The sequence below is a fragment of the Desulfosarcina widdelii genome (assembly GCF_009688965.1).
GTDB classification, from domain to species: Bacteria; Desulfobacterota; Desulfobacteria; order Desulfobacterales; family Desulfosarcinaceae; genus Desulfosarcina; species Desulfosarcina widdelii.
In genome coordinates this window covers 4,127,166-4,142,709 of the sequence record NZ_AP021875.1, presented here as the reverse complement: position 1 = coordinate 4,142,709, position 15,544 = coordinate 4,127,166, and the positions used below count along the sequence as shown (strand labels likewise).

Here is a 15,544-nt window from a genome sequence, read left to right as displayed (position 1 = left end):
CGATAAAATCGTTGTTCTTGAATGGCGGGCTTGATACAATTTTTTTGCCGCATGGAAGCGAATCCATGCATTCTTCAAACGGGAGGTCTTGATTTGCTGGCCAGGGTATTGAGCAGTGCTGTCATCGGGATTGATGCCTATCTGGTCGAGGTCGAAGTGGATATTGCCCAAGGATTGCCGACCTTTACGACGGTCGGCTTGCCGGAAGCGGCGGTCAAGGAAAGTCGGGAACGGGTGAAATCGGCTATCAGCAATTCCGGATATACCTTCCCGGCGGATCGCATCACCGTGAACCTGGCCCCGGCCAACATCAAAAAAGAGGGGACCGGCTTCGATCTGCCCATTGCCTTGGGGATTCTCGGCGCCACCGGTATTCTTCCCGAAAAAGCCATTTCCGGCTACCTTTTTTTGGGAGAACTGTCGCTGGATGGTCGCGTCAAGCCGGTGAACGGTTCGCTGCCCATGGCCATCGCCGCACAAAAAGCCGGTTATCGGGGCATCGTGGTTCCCGCGGACAATGGGAATGAGGCCTCGGTGGTATCGGGTCTTTGCGTTTACCCGGTCCGAACCCTGAGCCAAGTGGTGGATTTTCTCAGGGGCTTTTGCTCCATCCTTCCCCAAAAGACCGACGTAAAGACCCTCTTTGAAACCGAGGATCGTTCCGGAACCGATTTTTCCGAAGTATTGGGTCAGGAGCATGCCAAGCGTGCGCTGGAAATTGCCGCCGCCGGCGGCCACAATGTGCTTATGGTGGGGCCGCCCGGTTCCGGCAAGACCATGCTGGCCAGGCGGATTTCAACGATTCTGCCGCCCATGTCCTTTGAGGAGGCAATCGAAACCACAAAAATCTTCAGTGTCGTCGGATTGCTGAACCGGAAGCAGCCCCTGGTGACCCGGCGCCCTTTCCGCGGCCCCCATCATACGGTTTCGGATGCGGGCCTGATCGGAGGCGGGCATATTCCTAGACCCGGGGAGGTGAGCCTGGCGCACAACGGTGTACTGTTTCTGGACGAACTACCCGAATATAAAAAAAATGTTCTCGAGGTACTGCGGCAGCCGTTGGAAGACCTCCAGGTGACCATATCCCGAGCCGCTACCAGCTTGACCTATCCGTCCAGTTTTATGCTTATTGCCGCGATGAATCCCTGCCCATGCGGTTATTTCACAGACCCGCGGCATGCCTGCCGGTGCACGGCCCACCAGATTCACCGCTACCGGTCCAAGATTTCCGGCCCCCTTCTGGATCGCATCGACTTGCATGTAGAGGTGCCGGCCGTACCCCAAAAGGATTTAATGGCGGACCCCAATGCGGAAACGTCGGCCGAAATCCGACAGCGGGTGATGGCCGCCCGTCAGATCCAGAACCGGCGGTTCAAACGCACCCGAATATACAGCAACGCCCAGATGGCCAGCCGCCACATCCGCTCCCATTGCCGCATCGATGACGATGCCGGCAGCGTCCTGGAGTCGGCCATTGACAGCCTTGGTCTTTCGGCCCGGGCCTATAATCGTATTTTGAAGATTTCCCGAACCATTGCCGATCTGGAAGGCGCAGCCGACATCCAGGTTCACCACGTGACCGAGGCGATTCAATACCGCAGTCTGGATCGAGCCCAACACCAGCCCTGATAGCCCGTCCGATAACAGACAAACCCAAGGAGAGCCCTGCTTTGTCATCCCAATCCGGAAAAGTCGATCATTTTGACGTCATCATCGTCGGCGGGGGACCTGCCGGCCTTTTTTCCGCCTATTATCTCATTGAACATGCGAACCTCAGCGTGCTGCTTCTGGAATGGGGCAAAGGGCCGCTCAAACGCGTTTGTCCGGTTGCCGACCGGCAGTTTTGCACCCAGTGCCGGCCCTGCAACATTTTGTGCGGTGTCGGCGGCGCGGGGCTGTTTTCCGACGGCAAGCTCAATTTCATCCACAAGCTGGGCAAAACCGATCTCACCCAGTTTATGCCCATCTCCACTGCTGAGGCCCTCATCAATGAAACCGAGGCCATTTTCAACCTTTTCGGCATGGACGGACCGGTCTATCCCACGGATATGGACCAGGCCAAAACGATTCGAAAACAGGCCAAACGGTTCGGTATCGACCTGCTGCTGATCAAGCAAAAGCATTTGGGCAGCGACCGTCTGCCCGGATACATTGCGACCATGAGCGACCACATCCGATCCAAAGGCGTGACCATCCATACTTCCGAAAGGGTAAAGGATATTCTCGTCGAAAAAGGTCGGGTACGCGGCGTGCAAACCAACCGGGGAGAATACCGGTGCGACAACGTCATCCTGGCTCCAGGGCGTATCGGCGCCGATTGGATGGGGCAGGTGGCCCAGAATCATGGTATCGGCCTCACCCAGCGGGGGATCGAGGTTGGCGTACGGGTTGAAGTGCACAACGACATTATGCAGGACCTGTGCGATGTCATTTACGACCCCACGTTTTTCGTTCAGACCGGTAAATACGACGACCAGACCCGCACCTTTTGCACCAACCAGGGCGGGTTCGTCTCCCTGGAAAGCTACAGCGATTTCGTTTGCGTCAACGGTCACGCCTATCACGACCGCAAATCCACCAACACCAATTTCGCCTTCCTTTCAAAAGTGGTGCTGACCGAACCGGTTACCGACAATCAGGCCTATGGCGAGGCCATCGGACGGTTGGCCACGCTTATCGGCGGCGGCAAGCCCATCCTGCAGCGCTTCGGCGACCTGAAGCGGGGTCGCCGAAGCACCTGGAACCGGATCAGCAAGGGATACATCGAGCCGACCTTGACCAACGTGGTCTGCGGGGACATCGCCATGGCCCTGCCCGAGCGAATCCTCACCAATATCATCGATGGCCTGGAGCAGCTCAATGCCGTGGTGCCGGGGGTGTCTAACGATGAAACCCTGCTGTACGCACCGGAGATCAAATTTTTTGCCACCCAGGTGGAGACGTCGGCGAGCCTGGAAACGGAAATCACGGGCATGTATGTGGCCGGGGACGGACCCGGCGTGGCGGGTAATATCGTTTCGGCGGCGGCCACCGGACTGGTGCCGGCCAAGGCGATTGTGGAGAAGGTCAAGGGGTAAGCGGTCAAAGAAAATGAGGGATCATGTTGATAATGATGTCAGTGGAAGCGTATTGGCGATCTGCTGTGGTAAAGAATTTGCGGGACGCATTTCCTAAAAAGGAGCATAACAATAACTGTGCATGAAAACCACATATTACACATCGAACAAATTATATCTGATAACCAATTGATTTTTAATGAAAAAACTATTTAATAAAAATCTTTCAATTCGGAATACAGATTCATACAATCCTCCGAAGTTAAAAAATCAATTGATGGCGGTCTCCCTTTTCATGCTGTTTGTAATGACAGCTTATGAGTGGATGAAGTAATCTCAATTAGGTCACCAAGCGGCTATGGATTTTCCGCAATCAATTGGCGCACCGTTTCCAGCATGGGCGAGGGCAGGGGGCGCCAGTCGGGAAACAAGGCCTTGTCGCCGTGCCATTTGAGGTCCACCATGTCGAATTTTTCAGGGATGACTTTTTCCGATTGCTGACCGTAGGTTGTCTTGGGGTAATACTCGACCACCAACATGCGGTTGTGCTCCAGTTTGAATCGATGCACGATGGTGGTGGCAATGTGACCGATGCAGGCTCTCACCGAAACCTTTTTCATGGCCGATAAATCGTCACCGGGCAGGTTGGAAACCACGGCGACGATGGGTTTGAGCAACCGCACCGTTACATTTTTGTCTTTTGAAAGATCAAACAGGCGCAGGCGGCAACGCCCGGAGGCCAGATTGAACTTTCCTCCATACCCTTCCCAAACCAGGATGTCGTCAAATAGTTTCAAAACAACTCCTTTTGTTATTGGACGACCCTATTCTAATGCCGGGTCAGGGCGCTGTAAACCCTTACGAGCCTGTCCGGCAGGTCCCGAACGTCGCCGATAACGGTATGGTGGGTGGGGCCGTAGAGCCGATCCAGTTGTTTGTTGTCGCTTACATTGACGGTGATGCCCTTGACATGGATGGCTTCGGCCCGGGCCTCCATGACGGCACGGCGGGTGTCCTCCACGGCATAGGGGCCCTTGTATTCCAGGTCGTTGGGAAATCCGTCGCCCAGAACGACGATCAGCCGCACCCGGGCCTGCACCGGGGCGAGCAGTGCAGTGGCGTGCCGGATGGCCGCTCCCATGCGCGTGCTGCGCTGGGGGGCCATTGCGCCGATGCGGCCCCTCACACTGTCGTCGAACGACTCCTCCAGATCCTTGATGCGATAATAATCTACACCCAGAGGGCCGGTGCCGGAAAAACCGGCTATGGCGAAATGGTCTCCGATGACATTCAGGGCCTCGCAAAACAGCACGATGGCCTGTTTTTCAACATCCAGAACCCTCAATTCGCTGCCGTTCACAGCGTTGGCCGTCGAGCGGGAAAGATCTACCAGCAGGATGACGGCAACGTCCCGGATGCGCTTCATGCGTTTGATGAACAGCCGGTCGGAGGGCATCAGTCCGGCTTTTCGATCCAGAGCGTAGTCCAACAGCGCACGGTAATCGAAAGCGTCGCCTTCGCGCCACTGGCGAAGGATGGCGAGTTCTTCGGGGCGCAGCAGTTCAAAGGCATAGCGGATGCGTTTGACCAGTCCGTCGAACGTTTTGAGGGTCTGCAGGTAGAATTCGTTGTCATGACTCTCGATCCGGCGTTCCAGCACGCGGGTCCGGTCCGGTAAGTAGTCAGTCAGGCACCAGTCCCATTCCCGGTAGCGGAAGGCCTCGGCGTTCGCTTCCGGTTTCGCCGCCCCGTCCAATCCGTGGCTGCAGGCCATTGATTCCAGATCCAGCCAGCTCAGCTCCGCCGGTGCGGCCGCACCCGGTTGATCGGCGATCAGGGAACGGATCGATTCAAGGGAGACCTGCCCGTTTTGCTTTTCAACGAGGCGTTGAAGATCCGATCGGTAGATCCGGATGTCATGGCCGGCCAGGCAGGTCTGGATTTCCATTGCCATGCGGCGATGGGGATTGTCAGGGGGGATGAAGTCCGAAGACGCAAGCCTTAGGCCGAAAGGCAGGGCCAGCGGGGAATAAGAACCGCAGTCCGTCGTTTCAAGGATACCGGTAACTGTCGGATAGAACGCCATGGCCAGGCGGGCACTGGTCTCCACTGTGTTTTCACCGCTCGATGTGGCCTGCTTCAACCGTTTGGCCATATCCTTTCCCACGGTAAGCCAGGTTGGGGCGCCGGTCAGAGGGGCACCGAATGTCAGATGCCGGTAAAGGGGCCATAGGGTGCCGCCAGTCCGGTATCCCATTTGCGCCTGCAACCCGGCGTCGGCCAGTGCGGTTGCCATCTGGCGGAACAGTCCCGGATAGCGCCCGGCCGTCCTGACGGCGATGCGTCCGTGCTCGAACAGGGTGAAAAGATCCAGGGCCAGGGCCGGATTCTGGAAATGGTCGAGAAAAAGATCCAATTCGGATGCATCGGCCCGTTGGGCGGCGATCAATGGAAAGGATCCCCGGAAACTGGCGTCCAGCGCTTTTTGGGTATCCAATTCAAACGTGCCGAATTCGATCAGGCCGGCTTCCAGCCGGGTCAGTATTTTGTAAAGCGCCTTATTGGCGTCCCTGCTATCGCGCGCTTCCATCTCATCGGGCAGGTAGATGGCCTTTTCATTGCAGTGAACCAGCGCCTTGGCTGCGCCCGCGTTCCCGCTCAAAGCCGAAAGGGGACGGATGGCCACGGTCCGGCCGATACGGGCTTGGAGGTAGCGCTCGAGGGCGGGGCGAACCGATTCCAGCGGCACGGCCACCTGAAGGTCCCGGCATGCTTCCACGGCCAGCCGGGAGTCGAGGGAAAGAAAGCGGGCTCCCGATTCCGGTTGCCGGCGGTAGCGCTGGATGGCCTGGTCGATAAAGGCCTTCAGCGCCGTTGAGGACAAAAGGTTCAGTCCCGATTTTAGACCCTTGAGGTAGTCGTCCGCCAGCCGTTCGTCTTCTCGAATGACCGTTTCCAGGCCCTGAATCTGCCACAGCCGACGGTTGGGATCGAACCCGTCCACGGCCCGGGGCAGGGTGTGGGTGAGGTAAAGCGTGCGGTTGTAGGAGATATCCAGGGAATAGGTGGCGTGCAGCAGGTCGAGAAACGCGTGGGCACATTCGGTCTGCCGCGCTTCGAGCAGCCTGGAAAGGGTCTCCAGCGGGGCTTTCAGGGTGTAGGTGCCTTTTTTCAGCATGATGCGGGTGGTGGCTTCGAAGCGGTCGGCCAGCCTGTGGTCGCCGCTGGCGAGAACTGGAACCAGGTGGCGTGCAAAAAGGGCAGCCCGCGCCGGCCCACTTTGGAAAGCTTCCCGGACCATGCGGCGGTACCGTTGAAGATCGGCCGACGGACCGCAGTGCAGCATGCGGCCCATTCCTTCGGCCAGCCGGCGGCCATAGGTGACTTCCGCTGCCAACGCGGCGATCACTTCCTCCACTACCTGGCCAAGATGACGAACAACCACGGACGGGTCCGTTCCCGCCAGATGGTGTTGTATCCGGCGGGCCGCCTCCGGATCGGCGATGGACAGATGGTCGATGTGCTGCCTAACCATTCTATCCGAATTGGCCGAGTCGGTTATGTCGGAATCGGCTGTGATTGAAGGACTCATGTCAGAGCAGATCGTCGATGAGGTCGCTTAGGGTTTCCTGGATTCGGTCGTCGTCGGTAAGCGGCTGCAGCAAGGCCGCCGTGCAGGCCGCCTTGAAGGTGACCCCTTGGCCAACCAGATTGGCTGCGTAAATCAAAAGCCGTGTGGAGGCCCCTTCGGTAAGGCCGTGCTCCCGGATGTTGCGGATCTTTCCGGCCAGGGTCACCAGGCGCGAGGCCGTGTCCGCGTCTATGCCGCCTTCAGTGGCCACGATGCGGGATTCTTCCTTCGGTTCCGGATAGTTGAAGGTCAGGGCGACGAAACGCTGGCGGGTGCTCTGCTTGAGATCCTTTAGAACGGACTGGTATCCTGGGTTGTAGGAGATCACCATGAGAAAATCGGGATGGGCGCAAAGCACCTCCCCTTTTTTATCGATGGAGAGAACCCGACGGTTGTCGGTCAGCGGATGAATAACCACGGTGGTGTCCTTGCGGGCTTCGACCACTTCGTCCAGATAGCAGATGGCTCCCATGCGCACGGCCCGGGTCAGGGGGCCGTCCACCCAGACGGTTTCGTCGTTTTTCAGCAGATAGCGTCCGATCAGGTCCGAGGCGAAAAGATCCTCGTGGCAGGCCACGGTAATGAGGGGGCGCTTGAGCCGATATGCCATGTATTCCACGAAACGGGTCTTTCCGCAGCCGGTGGGACCTTTGAGCATGACCGGCAGTCGGGCGGCGGCTGCCGCTTCGAACATGGGAATTTCATCGCCGGTATTCAAGTAAAACGGTTCGCTGTCGATCATATAAGGATTGTTGGGGAGCATACGGTTATCCAAATGGTTAGAACGGTTGGTTTTCGAAACGGCCGGCTAAAGGGCAACCGCGACATCTTCTTCAAAGAGCCCCGGTGACTGGGCGCTTGCAGCTTGGTTCTGTCCGCATCGTAAGAATTCCATACTGTTTGACATTGAAGGTAAAGCGTATATAGTTGCTCAACTTTGCCGCCTTTGTCAGCAAGACAATCGACGACCGGGGTATCCGGTTGGACCGAAGGAGAATACCATATATTCGATGAACGATAAACTCAACAACGAGATGCTCCATCAACTGGAGTACGAAGGCAAGCAGATCACCCTGGTCGGCACCGCCCATGTATCCAAAGACAGTGTCGAACTGGTCAAGTCGGTTATCGCCGAAGTCAGACCCGATACGGTATGTGTAGAGCTTTGCGAAAGCAGGGCCAGTGCCATTCGCCAGAAGGAGCGATGGCAGGAAACTGACATCATCAAGGTCATCAAAGAGAAAAAAGCCTTTCTTTTGCTCTCTAACTTGATGCTGGCATCTTTTCAAAAACGCATCGCCGAAAAGTTGGAAGTCGCTCCGGGCGAGGAGATGATCCAGGCCATGGCATCGGCTGAAGAGGTCGGCGCCACGGTGCATCTGGCCGACCGGGACATCCGAACCACGCTGTCGCGAACCTGGAGAGGCATGGGCCTGTGGGGAAAGATCAAACTGATTTTTCAGCTGCTGCTTTCCATGGGTGAGGTGGATGAGATCAGCGAGGCCGATGTGGAAAAGATGAAGCAGCAGGATATGCTGGCCTCGATTCTGGATGAGGTGGGTAAGTCCATGCCCCAGGTGCGCAGCAGCCTTATCGACGAGCGCGACCGATACCTGGCCGAAAAAATCCGTACGGCTCCCGGAAAGACCATTGTGGCGGTGGTCGGCGCCGGGCATGTGCCGGGGATGAAACGCTGCTGGGATCAGCCCATCGACATCGCCGCTTTGGAAACGATGCCCCCCAAATCGCAGGTTTCCAAATTTCTGAAATGGTTCATCCCGTTTTGTATCTGCGTTCTGTTCGTTTATGGGTTTTTCCGGGGAGGCGCCGGTGTCGGTGCCGGCATGATTACCTGGTGGGTCCTGGCCAATGGCATTCTGGCCGGGTGCGGGGCGCTGGTCGCCCTGGGCCACCCCCTCACCGTGATTTCGTCCGTTCTGGCGGCACCCCTGACGTCCCTGAATCCGATGATTGCCGCCGGATGGGTGTCCGGCCTGGTGGAGGCTTTTACCCGTAAGCCCAAGGTCAAGGATTTCGAACGACTGCCCAACGATATCCTCTCCGTTAAAGGCTTCTGGCGCAACAAGGTGACTCGCATTCTGCTAGTGGTGGTTTTTACCAACCTGGGCAGCGCCGTGGGGACCTTTGTGGCGATCCCCATGATGATGAAATATCTCTGATGATTTCGGAATTCAGGAATTGATGAACTTGTAAAAAGTCGCTTTTCGGACGGCATCGTAAAAAGCCCGGGATCAAGGCTTGCGGGCCGCGATAGCGAGCGTAAGCGAGCGAACAGCCAATCGATTTTCATCCTTACGGCGAACATTTATGTTCCATCCCGAGGAATGAGGCGTATCGTTAATACTCCGCAGTGACGAGGGATGAAGCGTAACGCCGATATCGGGTTTTTTACGATGCCGTCATTCTTGGGCGATTTTTACAACGGTGCGCTGGTAGACCTGGCCGTTGTCGAGGGTGTGGGTCATTTTGACGGTTTTCAACCGCTTTTGGGCAAAATGCTGGATGCATTCCGGGTAAAGCTGCCACTCCTGTTCCAACCCCTTGTGTTTGACGTCGTCCAGGGTGTCGGTTTCAAGAATGGGAAAGGCCCGCTGGCCGATGATGGGCCCCGAATCTTCGCCGTAATCGATAAAGTGGACCGTGCATCCGCCCACTTTACATCCGTAGCGAAAGGTGTCTCCATAGCCGTCCACTCCGGGAAAGGAAGGCAAAATGGCCGGATGGATGTTCATGATTCGCGGGTTGTTCGTATCGGTATTGAATCGGTCGACAAAGTAGGGCGTCAGGTTGCGCATGAAGCCGGCCAGGACCAGCAGGTCCACCGGGCCGCGGGCATCGATTTCAGCCAAAAGACGGCTTTCGGCGGCCGCCCGGGTACATAGAAATTCTCTTGTCCGCTCTTCGGGCGCGTCGTCACCAAACAGGTGTTGTTTTGCAAGGGCGTCCGCGATGTCGAAATCCCGGGGCAGTTCGAATTGGCCGGGGGCCTGTTTGTAAGCCCGAATGAAGGGGCCGTATTCCACGACGAAACCGGGGATCTCGTGCCTGCGGGCCCGTTCCAGGCCCTTGACGCCGGCCTGGTCCGATCCCACGAACGCCATCTCGCCGTCGATTCGGCCGTCTTCACATGCGTCGATAATGGCCTGAAGGTTGGTGCCGCCTCCTGAAATCAGCGCGCCGATACGTATCTTGTCGCCCATGTCCGTCCCCCTTTCTTTTTCAATGTTGGCAGAAGAGGTAGCAGAGAACGACAAGGCATGTCAATTTCCGGTGTCGATAAAGAGGTAAAGGTTCGGTCTTTCGGTTCGATAATGGGGTTTATAGACCCGCACCGCTTTGCAGGCTGTTGCTTTTTGGATTGAAAGACCATTCGGTAATGCCGTTATGAAAAATGTGTACGTCGCCCGGCAGCCCATTTTCGACGAGAGCAAAAGTATATACGCCTACGAGCTTCTGTTCCGCGACGGTGCGGCCAACTGCATTCCGGAGATCGACGGGGATGTGGCCACCAAAGCCCTGTTGACCAATTCCTTCTTTTCATTCGGTATGGACACCCTGGTCGGGGGCAGACGGTTTTTCATCAATTTCACCCAGAACCTTTTGGAAAAAAAAGTTCCCCTTCTTTTACCCAGGGAGCGGGTGGTGGTCGAGATCCTCGAAGACGTGACGCCTACCCCCGCCGTGCTCGCCGCTTGTGCCGAAATGTCAGCCGATGGCTATACCATTGCACTCGACGACTTTGTCTATTCGGCCGATCTGGATCCACTTGTCGCCCTGGCGGACATTATCAAATTCGATTTTCGTCTAACACCAAAAGAGACCATCGATGCCTGCCTGAAGCAGCTTCCCGAAAGCAACCGGACCCTGTTGGCCGAAAAAGTGGAAAGCTACGACGAATTCGAGGCCGCTCTGGAAATGGGTTTCGAGCTTTTTCAGGGCTATTTTTTCTGCAAACCGGAGGTCATTCAGAGGGCTGAAATTCAAGGGTCGCAGATCAACCTGATGATCATCATGGCCCAACTCGCCAACGAGACTTTCCAACTGGACGAGATGGAAAAGCTGATTTCCAGGGACATCAGCATTTCCTATAAATTGTTCAAGTATCTGAACTCCGCGTTTTTCGGCCGGGCCTGCAAGGTTTCTTCCGTAAAAGAGGCGCTGGTCTATCTTGGAGAAAAAGAATTTCGCCGATTTGTTGCCCTGATTGCCATGTCCCGCCTGGCCGAAGGCAAGCCCAACGAACTGATCCGGGCCGCCTGTATCCGGGGAAAGTTCTGTGAATTGCTCGGTGCCGAACTCAAGGTCAACGCCTCGCCTTCGGAAATGTTCACCCTGGGTATGTTTTCCCTCATCGATGCCGTCATTGACCGCCCGATGGATCGGATTATGGCGGAATTGCCGCTCTCCGGGGCCATCAAGAATGCGCTGGTGGATGCCAGAGGTCCGCTGATCGGCGTCATCGAACTGGTGCGGCGCTATGAGTCCGGGCAGTGGGAAAAGGTTTCCCGTCTTTCCCGGGCGCTGCAGATCGACGATGAAACCCTGCCTGTCCTTTACCTTCAAGCCTGCCAGTGGAGCGAAACCGCTGCCAGGGCTTCGTTGTAGGCGACAGTTGTTGCCGTTTTCGGGTAACAGCCTCATTCCCCTTGAAAAATGGATAAACCCTTGCTTACGGCCGGTTGACAATTATAGGCCTTGTTATTATGTTGATCTGTATTTCGGGCATTCTCAACCATTATTGAAAGGACATTCCATCATGGCAGAAGGTATCATGGAGATAGGAGACAGCAACTTCGATGCCGAGATCGTCAAGAGCGACAAGCCCGCTGTGGTCGATTTCTGGGCACCGTGGTGCGGCCCGTGCAAAGCCATCGGACCTATTTTGAACGAATTGGCCGAAGCTTACGGCGACAAGGTGAAATTCACCAAGTGCAATGTGGACGACAACCCGATAACACCCGGTAAATTCGGCATCAAGGCCATTCCCACCCTGATCTTTTTCAAAGATGGCGAAGTCGCCGAGCAGATTACCGGTATGGTGGCCAAATCAAAACTGGAAGACGCTCTCAACAGCGTTTTATCATGATATGATCGCTTTTTCTGCGACCATCGACCGGCGGGCCCGCAAGGGGGCACCGCCGGTCGCGGTTTTACCAACGGGTTCCGTCGCGTTTCCCACTGCTGGGGGTTGCTGGTCATGAAACGGTCGTTGATTCTCTGTTTGTGCATTTCTCTGTTTTTTTGTAGCTGCGCCTGGTTCGAAGCCAAGGAGGATGAGAAGAGCGCCCAGGAATTGATCCAGGACGGTGTGGATTATTTTGAGGCCGGCCGTTATAAAAAGGCCATTGAATCTTTCGAAAAATTACGCGACTGGTATCCCTTCTCGCGCTATGCCATCCTGGCGGAACTAAAGATCGCCGATGCCTATTTCAACCTGGAATCCTATGCCGACGCGATCTTTGCCTACGAAGAGTTCGAGCAGCTTCACCCCCGCAACGAAGCCATCCCTTATGTGATATACCGTATCGGCCGCTCCTACTTCAATCAGATCGACACCATCGATCGGGACCAGTCCAATGCCCGCAAGGCACTGGAGACCTATCGGCGCCTGATCGCCCAGTATCCCGAAGACGCATACGCCAATATGGCCAGGAGTGATATGGTGGCCTGCTACCAGAGCCTTTCCGGCCACGAGTTTTATGTCGGAGTGTTCTACTACAAACAAAAAAGATACAAGGCGGCCAAGGCACGGTTTGTTGCAGTCGTGGAAAAATATCCGGACGTGGGCTATCATCACCGGGCTCTGACCTATCTGGCCAATTGCGATGCCTGGATCCAAGCCAACGAAAAGCCGCCTGAAACGCCGTCCGCCCCTTTAATCCAATGATTCTCGTCAGCGCCTGCCTTTGCGGCCAACGGTGCCGATACGACGGCAAGACCAAAGAAAACAAGACCCTCATGGGGCGTTTGGACCGAGAGGCCATCCTTCCCGTCTGCCCGGAAGAACTGGGCGGCCTGCCCACACCCCGTCCGGCATGCCGACTTGTCGGCGGGGGCGGTGACGATGTTCTGGCCGGTCGCGCACGGTTGGTGGACGAAAACGGAGTCGACCGTACGGAGGCTTTCCTCAAGGGTGCCCACCGGACACTGGAGTTGGCCCGGTCTCACGGGGTTCAACGCTGCTGTCTCAAAGCCAAGAGCCCGTCGTGCGGCTCGAAGCGGTTGGCGTTGCAAGGAGGTGCGCTTCCCGAAGGGTATCGGCCGGTATTGGGGGTGACGGCGGCGTTGCTGCTCGCCAATGGCTTCCCCGTTGAAGAGATTCCCTGAAAATGGCTGCGTTCTGAGAAAAGGCTTTACATCCAAAAATAATTAGGGTAACAGACCTTGGTTTGGAAAAACATACGCGGCCACTGAGCCCGTATATAAAACAAGGCCAGATAACGGAGAAACCCAGACATGTCGAAAATGTGCGAAATATGCGGGAAAAAGCCCATGGTAGGCAGCAATATCAGCCACGCCCATAACATCAACAAACGCCGTTTCAATCCCAATCTGCAGAGCGTTCGTGCACTTCACGAGGGGCAGGTAAAGAAGATGATGGTCTGCACCCAGTGCATCAAGTCGGGCAAGGTGGTGAAAGCGGCCTAGCCCAACCGTTTGACTTCCAGTACCTGCTTGACCTGCTTTAACGATTCAACCACACGGGTCAGATGTTCCGTTCCATGGACAGACAAGGAGAAATAGCTGTCCACCGTATGGTTCTCTTTGGTTTCCGTGTTGGCACTCAAAATATTGGCGCCGTTTTTCGTGATATTGGCCGCCACATCCGCTAGCAAACCGACCCGGTCGAGGGATCGCACCAGGATCTTGACCGGGTAGGTTTCTTTGGTATCCTGATTCCACTCCACCTCGATCTGGCGTTCCGGATTCATTTTCAAGGCATTTACGCATGTGGCCCGGTGAATGGTCACGCCATACCCCCGGGTGATGTAGCCGATGATGGGATCGCCGGGCACCGGCTGACAGCATTTGCCGAAGCGGACCAGAACGTCGTCCACACCCTTGACCATCACCCCGCCTTTTTCCTTCTTTTTATCGATTTTGGTGACAACTTTGTTCAGCAGGGAGTCGGCGTCTTCCACCTCTTCCTTGGGTGTGATCTTGCGGATGATCTGCAGCGGCGTGATTTTTCCGTAGCCCACACTGGCAATCAGGTCGTCGGTCTGCTTGAAGCCGAAGGCTTCCACGACATTGTTCATTTCTTCGGATTTGATCAGGGTGTTGAAGTTCAGGCGGTATTTACGGAAGGCCTTTTCGCACATCTCCCGACCAAGGGAGATGCTGCGTTCTTTTTCCTGGGTTTTGATCCACTGCCGGATCCGGGAGCGGGCTTTTACCGTTTTGACGAAATTGAGCCAATCCTTGGACGGATGGTGACCTTTGCTGGTGACGACCTCCACGATCTCCCCTGTCTGGAGTTCATACTTCAGCGGCACCATGCGGCCGTTCACCTTGGCGCCCACGCACTGGGCCCCCACTTCGGAGTGGATCAGATAGGCAAAATCCACCGGCGTGGCCCCTTTGGGAAGGGATTTGATGTCCCCCTGGGGGGTGAAAACGTAAACCTCGTCGGGGAAAAGATCGATGCGTACGTTTTCCATAAACTCGTTGGGGTCCCGGAACGCCTCCTGGTTTTCTACCAGATTCTGCACCCAGGCGAAGGTCTTGGAGACGTTATCGTCGATGACCTTGCCTTCCTTGTAACTCCAGTGGGCGGCAATGCCCGACTTGGCGACCTTGTCCATGTCGTGGGTCCGAATCTGGATTTCGATGCGTTCGCCAAAGGGGCCGATCACCGTGGTGTGAAGGCTCTGGTACATGTTCGGCTTGGGCATGCCGATGTAGTCTTTGAACTTTTTAGCGATGGGCCGCCACAGGCTGTGCATCAGGCCCAGGGCCTCATAACATTGTGGAATGGTGTCCAAAATGATTCTAAAAGCGATGATGTCGTAAACTTCTTCGAAGGGCAGGTTCTGTTTCAGCATCTTCTGGTGGATACTGTAAAAATGCTTGTACCGGCCGCTGACGTCCCCTTTGAGGCTGTTTTCATCCAGCTTCATCTGGATGTACTGTTTGACGGTGTCTACATAGTTTTCGCGGTCCTCCTTGTCCTTGTCTACCCGGCGGTGGATTTCCTCGTAGGCCTCGGGATTGAGGAACTGAAAGGACCGGTTTTCCAGTTCGTTCTTGATCCAGTAGATGCCCAGACGGGCGGCGATAGGCGCGTAGATGTCAAGGGTTTCCCTGGCGATCTTTTTCTTTTTGGCAGCGCTTTTGTGATATTGGAGGGTCCGCATGTTGTGCAGCCGGTCGGCCAGCTTGATGAGGATCACGCGAATGTCGTCGGCCATGGCCAGCAGCATCTTGCGGATGCTTTCCGCCTCCCTGGCCTGGGCGCTGTTGAAGGGCAGTTTGCTCAGTTTGGTGACGCCCGAAACGATATGAAGGACATCGCGACCGAATATTTCACCGATTTCCTCTTCCGTGGCGTGGGTGTCTTCGATGACATCGTGAAGCAGACCCGCTGCAATGCTGACCGCATCCAATTTCATGTCCGCCAGGATGCCGGCCACCTCCAGGGGATGTGACAGGTAGGGCTCGCCCGACAGGCGCATCTGACCGTCATGGACCCGGGCCGAGAAGATGTAGGCACGGTCGATGATATCCAGATCCGCTTCCGGCTGGTTTTCAGTGACCTTGTCGAGGATGTCGGTAATTCGAATCATAGGTTGGGATCGTACCGTAAAACATCCGAAAGCTTCCTCGTGAAAAACTC

Annotated in this window: 13 protein-coding genes; 8 read left to right on the top strand and 5 right to left on the bottom strand. The window is 56.0% G+C overall.

Annotated elements, in window-relative coordinates; translation table 11 throughout:
- Positions 1 to 93: 93 nt before the first annotated feature.
- Both GN111_RS19055 and GN111_RS19050 read left to right on the top strand, forming a co-directional pair.
- Complete coding sequence (locus tag GN111_RS19055) at positions 94 to 1,629, top strand: YifB family Mg chelatase-like AAA ATPase (protein WP_155305270.1); 1,536 nt, start codon at positions 94 to 96, stop codon at positions 1,627 to 1,629.
- A gap of 41 nt (positions 1,630 to 1,670) precedes the next feature.
- On the top strand, positions 1,671 to 3,077 hold the full coding sequence (locus GN111_RS19050) for an NAD(P)/FAD-dependent oxidoreductase (protein WP_155305269.1): 1,407 nt from the start codon (positions 1,671 to 1,673) through the stop codon (positions 3,075 to 3,077).
- A gap of 335 nt (positions 3,078 to 3,412) precedes the next feature.
- Here GN111_RS19050 and GN111_RS19045 read toward each other — a convergent pair whose 3' ends face one another.
- The 3 genes from GN111_RS19045 to GN111_RS19035 are packed head-to-tail and all read right to left on the bottom strand — an operon-like array spanning position 3,413 to position 7,450.
- Positions 3,413 to 3,853, bottom strand: a complete 441-nt coding sequence (locus GN111_RS19045) for a hypothetical protein (RefSeq protein WP_155305268.1) — start codon at positions 3,851 to 3,853, stop codon at positions 3,413 to 3,415.
- Between the two features lie 32 nt (positions 3,854 to 3,885).
- Positions 3,886 to 6,591, bottom strand: a complete 2,706-nt coding sequence (locus GN111_RS19040) for a nitric oxide reductase activation protein NorD (RefSeq protein WP_155305267.1) — start codon at positions 6,589 to 6,591, stop codon at positions 3,886 to 3,888.
- A 58-nt stretch (positions 6,592 to 6,649) separates the two neighbouring features.
- Positions 6,650 to 7,450 carry a CbbQ/NirQ/NorQ/GpvN family protein gene (locus GN111_RS19035; protein WP_155305266.1) on the bottom strand — a complete coding sequence of 267 codons (801 nt, stop codon included), beginning with the start codon at positions 7,448 to 7,450 and terminating at the stop codon, positions 6,650 to 6,652.
- 247 nt (positions 7,451 to 7,697) lie between these two features.
- Here GN111_RS19035 and GN111_RS19030 point away from each other — a divergent pair, with 247 nt between their 5' ends.
- Positions 7,698 to 8,867, top strand: a complete 1,170-nt coding sequence (locus GN111_RS19030; RefSeq protein WP_155305265.1) for a TraB/GumN family protein — start codon at positions 7,698 to 7,700, stop codon at positions 8,865 to 8,867.
- Between the two features lie 240 nt (positions 8,868 to 9,107).
- Here the strand turns inward: GN111_RS19030 and purN are convergent, their stop codons facing one another.
- Entirely contained in the window at positions 9,108 to 9,908 is an 801-nt protein-coding gene (gene purN, locus GN111_RS19025) for a phosphoribosylglycinamide formyltransferase (RefSeq protein WP_155305264.1), read from the bottom strand.
- A 184-nt stretch (positions 9,909 to 10,092) separates the two neighbouring features.
- Between purN and GN111_RS19020 the strand changes: the two genes are divergently transcribed.
- From GN111_RS19020 to rpmB, 5 genes are all read left to right on the top strand, one after another.
- The gene (locus GN111_RS19020; RefSeq protein WP_155305263.1) at positions 10,093 to 11,313 is read left to right on the top strand and encodes an EAL and HDOD domain-containing protein; all 1,221 of its coding nucleotides are present in this window, start codon (positions 10,093 to 10,095) and stop codon (positions 11,311 to 11,313) included.
- A 151-nt stretch (positions 11,314 to 11,464) separates the two neighbouring features.
- Positions 11,465 to 11,794 (top strand): thioredoxin, encoded by a 330-nt coding sequence (gene trxA, locus GN111_RS19015; RefSeq protein WP_155305262.1) that lies wholly within the window; start codon positions 11,465 to 11,467, stop codon positions 11,792 to 11,794.
- A 111-nt stretch (positions 11,795 to 11,905) separates the two neighbouring features.
- Complete coding sequence (locus tag GN111_RS19010) at positions 11,906 to 12,595, top strand: outer membrane protein assembly factor BamD (RefSeq protein WP_155305261.1); 690 nt, start codon at positions 11,906 to 11,908, stop codon at positions 12,593 to 12,595.
- Positions 12,592 to 13,035 carry a 2-thiouracil desulfurase family protein gene (locus tag GN111_RS19005; RefSeq protein ID WP_155305260.1) on the top strand — a complete coding sequence of 148 codons (444 nt, stop codon included), beginning with the start codon at positions 12,592 to 12,594 and terminating at the stop codon, positions 13,033 to 13,035. The genes GN111_RS19010 and GN111_RS19005 overlap by 4 nt, the downstream gene beginning before the upstream one ends.
- Positions 13,036 to 13,164: 129 nt before the next feature.
- Positions 13,165 to 13,356, top strand: a complete 192-nt coding sequence (rpmB, locus tag GN111_RS19000; RefSeq protein ID WP_155305259.1) for a 50S ribosomal protein L28 — start codon at positions 13,165 to 13,167, stop codon at positions 13,354 to 13,356.
- Here the strand turns inward: rpmB and GN111_RS18995 are convergent.
- Complete coding sequence (locus tag GN111_RS18995) at positions 13,353 to 15,494, bottom strand: RelA/SpoT family protein (RefSeq protein WP_155305258.1); 2,142 nt, start codon at positions 15,492 to 15,494, stop codon at positions 13,353 to 13,355. The two genes, rpmB and GN111_RS18995, sit on opposite strands and share 4 nt — an antisense overlap.
- Between the last annotated feature and the right edge of the window lie 50 nt (positions 15,495 to 15,544).

Coding starts and splice junctions, on each gene's coding strand:
- GN111_RS19040 (WP_155305267.1), bottom strand. CDS start 6,591: ATGGTTAGGCAGCACATCGACCATCTGTCCATCGCCGATCCGGAGGCG.
- GN111_RS19035 (WP_155305266.1), bottom strand. CDS start 7,450: ATGCTCCCCAACAATCCTTATATGATCGACAGCGAACCGTTTTACTTG.
- GN111_RS19030 (WP_155305265.1), top strand. CDS start 7,698: ATGAACGATAAACTCAACAACGAGATGCTCCATCAACTGGAGTACGAA.
- purN (WP_155305264.1), bottom strand. CDS start 9,908: ATGGGCGACAAGATACGTATCGGCGCGCTGATTTCAGGAGGCGGCACC.
- GN111_RS19020 (WP_155305263.1), top strand. CDS start 10,093: ATGAAAAATGTGTACGTCGCCCGGCAGCCCATTTTCGACGAGAGCAAA.
- trxA (WP_155305262.1), top strand. CDS start 11,465: ATGGCAGAAGGTATCATGGAGATAGGAGACAGCAACTTCGATGCCGAG.
- GN111_RS19010 (WP_155305261.1), top strand. CDS start 11,906: ATGAAACGGTCGTTGATTCTCTGTTTGTGCATTTCTCTGTTTTTTTGT.
- GN111_RS19005 (WP_155305260.1), top strand. CDS start 12,592: ATGATTCTCGTCAGCGCCTGCCTTTGCGGCCAACGGTGCCGATACGAC.
- rpmB (WP_155305259.1), top strand. CDS start 13,165: ATGTCGAAAATGTGCGAAATATGCGGGAAAAAGCCCATGGTAGGCAGC.
- GN111_RS18995 (WP_155305258.1), bottom strand. CDS start 15,494: ATGATTCGAATTACCGACATCCTCGACAAGGTCACTGAAAACCAGCCG.